Origin of the sequence: Glycomyces artemisiae, assembly GCF_003002955.1 — a bacterium.
In the GTDB taxonomy this organism is placed as follows: domain Bacteria; phylum Actinomycetota; class Actinomycetes; order Mycobacteriales; family Micromonosporaceae; genus Glycomyces; species Glycomyces artemisiae.
The window spans coordinates 20,900-28,620 of sequence record NZ_PVTJ01000018.1 but is presented as its reverse complement, the minus strand read 5'-3'; the positions used below and the strand labels follow the sequence as shown (position 1 = coordinate 28,620).

Annotated in this window: 7 protein-coding genes; 3 read left to right on the top strand and 4 right to left on the bottom strand. The window is 72.5% G+C overall.

Annotation, left to right across the window (positions count from 1 at the left end):
- Window positions 1-141 precede the first annotated feature (141 nt).
- Window positions 142-1,419 (bottom strand): riboflavin biosynthesis intermediates N-glycosidase, encoded by a 1,278-nt coding sequence (locus B0I28_RS27735; RefSeq protein WP_219927011.1) that lies wholly within the window; start codon window positions 1,417-1,419, stop codon window positions 142-144.
- Between the two features lie 107 nt (window positions 1,420-1,526).
- On the opposite strand from B0I28_RS27735, the gene B0I28_RS26620 reads away from it, so the two are divergent.
- Window positions 1,527-2,063, top strand: coding sequence for a hypothetical protein (locus B0I28_RS26620; protein ID WP_106366906.1), 537 nt, complete (start codon window positions 1,527-1,529; stop codon window positions 2,061-2,063).
- A gap of 114 nt (window positions 2,064-2,177) precedes the next feature.
- Window positions 2,178-3,179, top strand: a complete 1,002-nt coding sequence (locus tag B0I28_RS26615; RefSeq protein ID WP_106366905.1) for a TerC/Alx family metal homeostasis membrane protein — start codon at window positions 2,178-2,180, stop codon at window positions 3,177-3,179.
- Window positions 3,180-3,247: 68 nt separating this feature from the next.
- Here B0I28_RS26615 and B0I28_RS26610 read toward each other — a convergent pair whose 3' ends face one another.
- Both B0I28_RS26610 and B0I28_RS26605 read right to left on the bottom strand, forming a co-directional pair.
- A complete protein-coding gene (locus B0I28_RS26610) occupies window positions 3,248-4,357 on the bottom strand; it encodes an MFS transporter (RefSeq protein ID WP_106366904.1) in 1,110 nt (369 codons plus the stop codon).
- Window positions 4,347-5,102 (bottom strand): HAD-IA family hydrolase, encoded by a 756-nt coding sequence (locus B0I28_RS26605; RefSeq protein WP_106366903.1) that lies wholly within the window; start codon window positions 5,100-5,102, stop codon window positions 4,347-4,349. The genes B0I28_RS26610 and B0I28_RS26605 overlap by 11 nt, the downstream gene beginning before the upstream one ends.
- A gap of 56 nt (window positions 5,103-5,158) precedes the next feature.
- Here B0I28_RS26605 and B0I28_RS26600 point away from each other — a divergent pair, with 56 nt between their 5' ends.
- Window positions 5,159-6,349, top strand: coding sequence for an ROK family transcriptional regulator (locus B0I28_RS26600; RefSeq protein ID WP_106366902.1), 1,191 nt, complete (start codon window positions 5,159-5,161; stop codon window positions 6,347-6,349).
- Here the strand turns inward: B0I28_RS26600 and B0I28_RS26595 are convergent.
- Window positions 6,346-7,575 carry an MFS transporter gene (locus B0I28_RS26595; protein ID WP_219927010.1) on the bottom strand — a complete coding sequence of 410 codons (1,230 nt, stop codon included), beginning with the start codon at window positions 7,573-7,575 and terminating at the stop codon, window positions 6,346-6,348. The genes B0I28_RS26600 and B0I28_RS26595 overlap by 4 nt on opposite strands.
- Window positions 7,576-7,721 lie beyond the last annotated feature (146 nt).

Below are 7,721 nucleotides of genomic sequence, written 5' to 3'. Positions count from 1 at the left end.
CTCGACAAGGTTCGACAAACTCGCCGTCCGATACCAGGCCACCATCCAAGTCGCGATCATCCTCGACTGGAAACCGACTTCGTAAACACGACCTAGGCCGGCTCGAATGCCCGCTCCGACCACATCGGAGCGGGCGTTCCGCTATCCGGCCGCGCGCAGGTGCCGCCGCGCCGTCATCAAAGCGAACCCGAGGAGGTTCTGGCCCTGCCAGGTGCGCGGGTCGGCCGCGCGCGGGTCGTCGGCCTCCAGGCCGATGCCCCACACCGGGTCGTCGGGGCTCGCCTCCACCAGCATGCGGTCTCCTGTGGACAGCAGGAAGTTCCGCAGCTCGCCGCGCTGCCCGAACTTGGCGATGCTGCCGCGCACCACGATCTGGAACCGGTGCCGCTCCCACACGCGCAGGTCGAAGTCGGTGACGGTGCGCCCGAGGGCGCGGGCGCGCTCGGGGTCGTCCTCGGCGAGGATCGCCGCGGCGGCCAGCTCGTCCTCGAACAGCTTCGCCTTGGACCACATCATGTAGTGCTCGGCGGTTGCGAAGCGCCTGCCGCCCACGCGGATCGGCGCGGGCCACCACTGGTCGAGGCACCCGGGCGCGAGCCGCCCGCCGTGGGTGCGCTCGTGGTCCCGGAAGAACAGGAACCCGGCGTCCTCCCCGGGGGCCGCGTACTCCGGCTGCGGCGCAGCGGGTCTGACGATCCGCGACGGCGCGTCGGCGCGCCGCTGGAACGGGCTCCACGGCTGCTCCGCGGGCGGCTCGGGCGGGGCGGGGTCGTGCGGGGCGAACGGCAGGTCGATCTCCGGGGGCCCGTCGGGGGTGAAGCCGTCGATCAGCGCGTCGAGCTGCCCGTCGTCATAGCGCTGCTGGAGGACCCGCAGCGACTCGCACGTGTCGAGCAGGCCCCGGCTGGCGCAGCTGAGCGCGTCGGCGACGTGCAGCGACTCGGCGAAGGCCATGACGGCGTTGGCGCGCATCGTGTCCGCGTCGGTGGCGAGCGCTTCGGCCAGGTGCTCGGCGGTGCGGAACGCGCAGTACCCGGCGAGCTGCGGGAACGGCTGGGGCGCACCGGCGGCCATGAACCCGGCGGTCACGATCCACCTGACGGTCCCGGCGACGAGGTTCGGGTTCCCGGCCACGTTCGCGGCCTCCTCGGCGGCCTTCGCGAAGTGCCCCAGGTGACCGTGGCCGTCCATCGGCTCCGCCGAGGCCGTCAGCAGGTCCTTCAGCTCGTCGGCGAGGCGGTCGATGCCCAGTGCCGGGGGTTCGGGGGTGGAAGGGGCGAGGCCGGGCGGGGCGAGGTCCAGCCCTTCGGCGTCGGTCATGTAGTACAGCGTCCAGGCCCGGTCCGCCGGGCCCGCGGGCGCGCCGGAGGGCGGAGCGCCGTCGGGGGTCGGCGGCGTCGCACCGCCGGAGTCGCTCATCGCCATAGCCTGCCAGGGGAAGCGCCCGGAGGCAATCGTCCGGGGGCCGCATTCGGGCGGCCTCCGCGATCCCTCGGTACGATGAGGACGGGTCACAAGGAGCACCGATGTCCTCAGCCGAGATCAAAGCGATCGCCATGCTGCTCAGAGCGCGCAACGCCATCGACGAGCGCATCGCCGACGTCGTCGGCCGCCCTGCCGCGCACGGGCACCTCTCGGACTGGATCGCCGCGCAGGTCTTCGACATCGCGCTCGAACCGACCGCCGACCGCGCCATCGACGGCTACTTCCGGGCCGGGCCGCTCGCCGGCCGCAGCGTCAACATCAAGCACTACCCGCGCAACCAGGGCCTGCTCGACATGACCGACGCCGAGGACCTCGACACGTACCTGGTCCTCACCGGCCCGCGCGGCACTTCCGCTGCGGCCCACCGGCCCTGGTCCATCGAGCACGTCTACCTCTTCGACGCGCAGGGCCTGTACGACACGCTCCACTCCGAGATGCGCCGCATCGGGGTCGCCACGAGCATCCCGTCCCGCTACTGGGACCAGGCCGAGATCCACCCGGTCTCGCGCAACGCGAACTTCCCGCTCTCCGCGGAGCAGACCGCCGCGCTGGAGGAGTTCCGCGCCGACGCCGTCTGACCCGAATATGGCGAGGGGTTGTCGTGGCCGCTGGCAAGGTTTGCCGTTAGGATTCGGGGGCACTGGGGTGATGTCAACCCGCAGTCGTGATGATGGCAATCTGACGGAGGTAGCGTGCTCGATATCAGCCCACTCACCTGGGCCTTGACGATCGGACTCATCGTCGTTCTACTGGCGGTGGACCTGCTGCTGGCGGCCCTGCGGCCCCATCATGTCGGGTTCAAGGAAGCGACCGCCTGGTCGGTGATCTACATCGCCATCGCCGTGCTGTTCGGCGTCTGGTTCGGCATGCAGTACGGCAACGCCGCCGGCACGGAGTACTTCGCCGGCTACATCATCGAGAAGAGCCTCTCGGTCGACAACCTGTTCGTGTTCGTCATCATCATGACGACGTTCGCGGTCCCCGACCACCACCAGCACAAGGTCCTCACGTTCGGGATCGTGCTCGCGCTCATCATGCGCGCCATCTTCATCGCGCTCGGCTCGGCGCTCATCAACTCGTTCTCGTTCATGTTCCTGGTCTTCGGGCTGCTGCTGGTCTACACCGCGATCCAGCTGTTCCGCCACAGAGACGAGGACCCCGACGTCGAGTCGAACCTCATGGTCCGCGGCGCGCGCCGGTTCCTGCCGGTCTCCGCGGACTACATCGGCGGCAAGCTCTTCGCGAAGGAGGGCGGCCGCAAGGTCGTCACGCCGCTGTTCATCGTGCTCATCGCGATCGGCTCGGTGGACCTGCTGTTCGCGCTCGACTCGATCCCCGCGGTCTTCGGCGTCACGCAGGAGGCGTACATCGTCTTCACCGCGAACGCGTTCGCGCTCCTGGGCCTGCGCGCCCTGTTCTTCCTCGTGAAGGGCCTGCTCGACCGCCTCGTGTACCTCTCGCTGGGGCTCTCGCTGATCCTGCTGTTCATCGGCGCGAAGCTCATCATGCACTGGGCGCACGTCGACGTGAACACGTCGATCCCCGAGATCACCACCCCGGTCAGCCTCGGCGTCGTCATCGGCGTGCTCGTGATCGTCACGATCGCGAGCCTCATCAAGACCCGCGGCAACCCCGACGAGAAGGCGCACGCCGGATCGCTCTCGGCGACAAAGAAGAAGGAACCCGAGCAGTAAGCACACTCACGGCCCCGGATCGTGCATCCTATAGGATATAGGATGCACGATCCGGGGCCGTACCAGTTTCAGTGCGCCCGTCTTGCGAGCAGCATGAGCACGAGCAGCAGCGGCACCGGCAGCAGGAACGCCTCCCGCAGCCCGATCTGACCGTCGAGCCACGCCAGCGCCGCGGGCGCGGCGAGGATCGCCGTCCCGGACGCGAGCGACGCGATCGACGCCGAATGCCGCGGCGTCAGGTCCGGGAGGTTCACCAGGCCCGCGAGCATGATCGGGTACAGCGGCGCGATCCCGAGGCTCGCCACGGCGATCCCGGCGGTCACGGTCGCGGGGTCCTGCCCCAGGTACACGATCACGGTGCCCGCCATGGTGACCCCGGCCGCGGCGCCGACCGCCCAGGACCGGTCGACGAACCGCGGCCCGACCAGCCGCCCCGCCGCCATGCCGATCCCGAAGCTCGCACCGAGCGCCGACGCCGTCCCGAGCGCGACCCCGGTGTCGGCCAGACGCGCGACGCCCCACACCACGAAGCAGAACTCGCATCCGACACTGAGGACGATCCGCAGCCACCCGACCGACGCCGGGCCGAGCGGGACGCGGCCGCCGTCCTCCTCGGCTTCGCCGGCGCCTGTCACGGTGCGGTGCACCAACCCGGTCAGGAGCACCGGGACCGCCGCGAGGAGCGCCCAGCGGCCCGCGGTGCCCGCGGTCTCCAAGGCGCCGAATGCGAGGGGCGCAAGGACCCCGGCCGCGCTGGAGACGCCGACTGCGACGGCGATGCGCTTGGCGGCGCCCGGGCCGCGCAGGAGCGGGGGCGTCGCGAGGGCGACGGCGGCGCAGCCGACGCCGACGAGGACGGAGCCGGGCCCGGCGATGCGCAGGTCCGGGGTGACGGCCATGGCGACCGCGCCGATCGTCATGAGCGCGCACGCGAGGCGCATGACGAGCCCGGCGCCCGTGCGGAGCACGACCGAGCCGGTCGCCGCCGCGAGGACGAGCCCGGCGCCGAACATCATGGTGAGCCAGACGAGTTCGCCGCGCGGGCGGTCGAGTTCGACGGCGATCCCGGCGAGGTAGGGCCCGAACGAGGAGACGAGGAAGCCGAGGCCGATCTGCGCGAACGCGACGACGCGGCCGACCGCTCGGTCCGGCGTGGCAACCGCCGTGTCAGCCGCCATGGCGGCGGCCGGGTTCGGCCCGGGACTCGGATTCGATGCTGTCGGCGGGTTCGGCGGGTTCGGCGGGTTCGGCGGGTTCGGCGGGTTCGGCGGGTTCGGCGGGTTCGGCGTGTTCCGCGGGCGGCGCGCTGCGTTCGATGAGGTCGGCGAGTTCGTCTAGATCCCGAAGGGACACATCACCTTCGAGGCCCCGCAGCGCGGCGGTCATCGCGCCCGCGGCACGCCCGGCCGCGAGGCCCGGCCCGGAGTCCTCGACCACGAGGCAGTCGGCGGGGTCGACGCCGAGCGCCGCGGCGGCCTTCACGTAGCCCTCGGGGTCGGGCTTGCCGCGGTCGACGTCGTCGAAGGTGAGCAGCAGCGGCGGGACGATCCCGGCCGCGTCCAAGCGGGCCTTCGCGAGGCGGTCGTCGGCGCTGGTGACCACCGCCCACGGGATGCTGGAGCGCTCCAGGACCGCGAGCAGTCGCGTCGCCCCCGTGGCGGCCACGACGTCGGCGACGTCCTCGTACTGGAACTCCAGTTGCCGGGCGGCGGCCGCGGCGACGCCGGGCGCGTCGAGGTCGGGCCGCAGCATGGCGACGGTGGTCGGGGCGGGGTTGCCGTGCGGGTCGGCGAGCGCGACCTGCGGGTCCACGCCGTACTCGGCGGCCCACGCCGCCCAGGCGCGCACGACCGCGCCGTCGGAATCGACGAGGGTGCCGTCCATGTCGAACAGGACGGCCGCGGGGTTGCTGTAGCTTCGCATGAAGCCCTCCGGGGATCATTTAAACTCGTAGCGCGAGGATAAACGCTGGAGGTGGCATGGCGCAAGCCCGAGCATCGGACCCGGACTCCGGACCCATCAAAGTGGGGCGTGCCGAGGCCGCCCGCTGGAGCGGCGCGCTCGACCTCCTGCGGCTGGTGCGGGCCCGGCCCGGCGTCACGCGCGCCGAGGCCGCGCGCGTCCTCGGGGTCGGCAGCGGCACCGCGACCGAGATCTGCTCGCGCCTGCGCGCCCTCGACCTGATCGCCGAGCACCCCGCCCCGCCGACCGGCCGCGGCCGCCCCACGACCACGCTCCACGCCCACCCGGACGGGCCCCTCGTCGCCGTCGTTGACATCCGGCAGGCCGAATGGCGCGTCGCCGTCGCCGATCTCGAAGGGACGCTGAGCGAACCGGCCACCGGCCGCCACGGCTCCAAGCGCCCCGAACCGGTCTTCGCCGCCGTCCGCGAGGCCGTGGAGGCCCTGAGCGCGCGGCACGGCTCGCGCATCCGCGCGGTCTCGGTCTCGGCGGCGGCCACGGTGCGGCGCGGGCGCATCGGCCAGTCGAGCGTCCTCGGCTGGCGCGACGTCGAGGTAGAGCCGCTGCTTCCCGGTGTGCCCCAGGTGATCGGCAATGACGCGACCCTCGCCGGGCTCGCGGAGGCGCGCCTCGCCCACCCCGGGAAGTCCGTGCTGTACCTGACGATCGAGGTCGGGATCGGCGGCGTGTTCGTCGACCACGCGTTCGCCGTCACGGGCGCTTCGGGCGCGGGCGGCGAGTTCGGGCACGCGCCGTTCGGCGACCCCGCGGTGCCGTGCCCGTGCGGTGCCACGGGCTGCTGGGACGTCGCGGTCGACGGCCGCGCGGTCGCGCGCCTGCTCGGCCGCCCCGAGCCCGACGACCCGCGCGCCTACCTCATCGACGCGCTCGTCGACCCCGGTTCCCGTGCGGCCGTGGAGCAGTGCTCGGCCTCCCTGGGCCGCGGCGCGGCCGGGCTCGCGAACATCCTCGACCCCGAGGTGGTCTCCTTCGGCGGCCTCGCCCCGGAGCTGCGCCGCGCGGCGCCCGACGCCTTCGCCGCCGCGTTCGAGGCGGGCCTCATGGGCTTCCGCCGCGACGACCCGCCCGCCGTGATCGCCTCGGCGCTCGGCCCGGACGCGTTCCTCCTCGGCGCGGCCGAGGCCGCCTTCGACGTGGTGCTCACCGAGCAGTCGATCGGCGAGTGGACGGCCGCCCGCTTCGGTTAGACCTTCGCGGGGACGGCGTCGCGGGACCTGTCGTAGACGGGGACCCATTTGGCGAGCCAGCCGACGCCGAACCAGGAGATGACGCCGAGGGCGACGGCGGCGGCGCCGAGGGGGAAGGCGAGGGAGACGAGGCTGATGAGGCCGGGGCCCGCGACGTTGCCGAGGTCGGCGCAGAGGCGCCAGGCGCCGAGGAACTGGCGTCGGCCCAGGTCGGGGGCGACGTCGGAGCCGAGCGTGAGGACGATGCCGGAGGAGACGCCGTTGCCCAGGCCCATGACGCAGGCGACGACGCCGACGAGGACCGCCGTGTCCGCCAGCGGCAGGACCAGGAATCCGATGCCCATCACGAGCATGGCGGGGAGCGCGACCCACATGCGGCCGAAGCGGTCCATGATCGCGCCGCCGGGGTAGAAGAGCAGGATGTCGACGCCTGCGGAGATGCCGACGATGATGCTCGTGGTGGTGGCGTCGAGGCCCTGGTGGGCGGCCCAGAGCGGGATGATCGCGGTCCGGGAGGCGCGGGCGATCATGATGAGGAAGACGCCGGAGCCGAGGTGCGCGAGGACTTTGCGGTGGTCGCGGATGACCTGCCAGAGGCTCAGGCGCGCTTCGGGTTCGGCCTCGGGCGCGGGTTTGCGCCGCGCGCCGTCGCCGGGGAGCTCGGGGAGGAGGAGGCTGAGCAGGCCGCCCGCGAGGCTGGTGCAGGCGGCGAACGCGAAGGCCGCGCCGATCGAGAACTGGGCGATGAGCGCCGCTGCCACGAACGGGCCGATGAACGAGCCGATGCGGAAGGTCCCGCCGAGGGTCGAGAGCGCGCGGGCGCGGTAGGCGATCGCGACGGCCTCGGAGAGGTAGGCGTGGCGGGCGAGGCCGAAGACCGCGGAGGCGAGGCCGATCGCGAACACGCAGACCGAGACGACCAGGAGCGAGGTCGTCTGGGAGGCGACGACGAGCGCGCCGGCCTCGACCACGCAGGCGGCGAGGAGCACGGGCTTCTCGCCGAAGCGCTGGGCGAGGGACCCGGCGGGGAGGTCGCCGGTGAGCTGGCCGAAGCCGATGAGGCCGACGATGATCGCGGCCTGCGTGACGCTCGCGCCGAGGTCGAGTGCGTAGAGCGCGATGAGCGGGACGACCGCCCCCATGCCGATGGAGATCAGGACGGTCGGGCCGTAGATCGGCACGAACAGGCGCCGCATGCTGATCGTCGACTGGGCAGGCTCGGACACAATCGCGAACGTATCAAGCAGTGGTGACCCCAGCTCACATCGCGGAACCCGGATGTGACGAATTCGAACCGGTCGGCCGGTAAGTAGCGGGGGAGGGGCGGCCGGAGGGCACGCCGGATCGGGCGGCACCGATAGGCGCCCCCGGA

Coding starts and splice junctions, on each gene's coding strand:
- B0I28_RS27735 (WP_219927011.1), bottom strand. CDS start 1,419: ATGAGCGACTCCGGCGGTGCGACGCCGCCGACCCCCGACGGCGCTCCG.
- B0I28_RS26620 (WP_106366906.1), top strand. CDS start 1,527: ATGTCCTCAGCCGAGATCAAAGCGATCGCCATGCTGCTCAGAGCGCGC.
- B0I28_RS26610 (WP_106366904.1), bottom strand. CDS start 4,357: ATGGCGGCTGACACGGCGGTTGCCACGCCGGACCGAGCGGTCGGCCGC.
- B0I28_RS26605 (WP_106366903.1), bottom strand. CDS start 5,102: ATGCGAAGCTACAGCAACCCCGCGGCCGTCCTGTTCGACATGGACGGC.
- B0I28_RS26600 (WP_106366902.1), top strand. CDS start 5,159: ATGGCGCAAGCCCGAGCATCGGACCCGGACTCCGGACCCATCAAAGTG.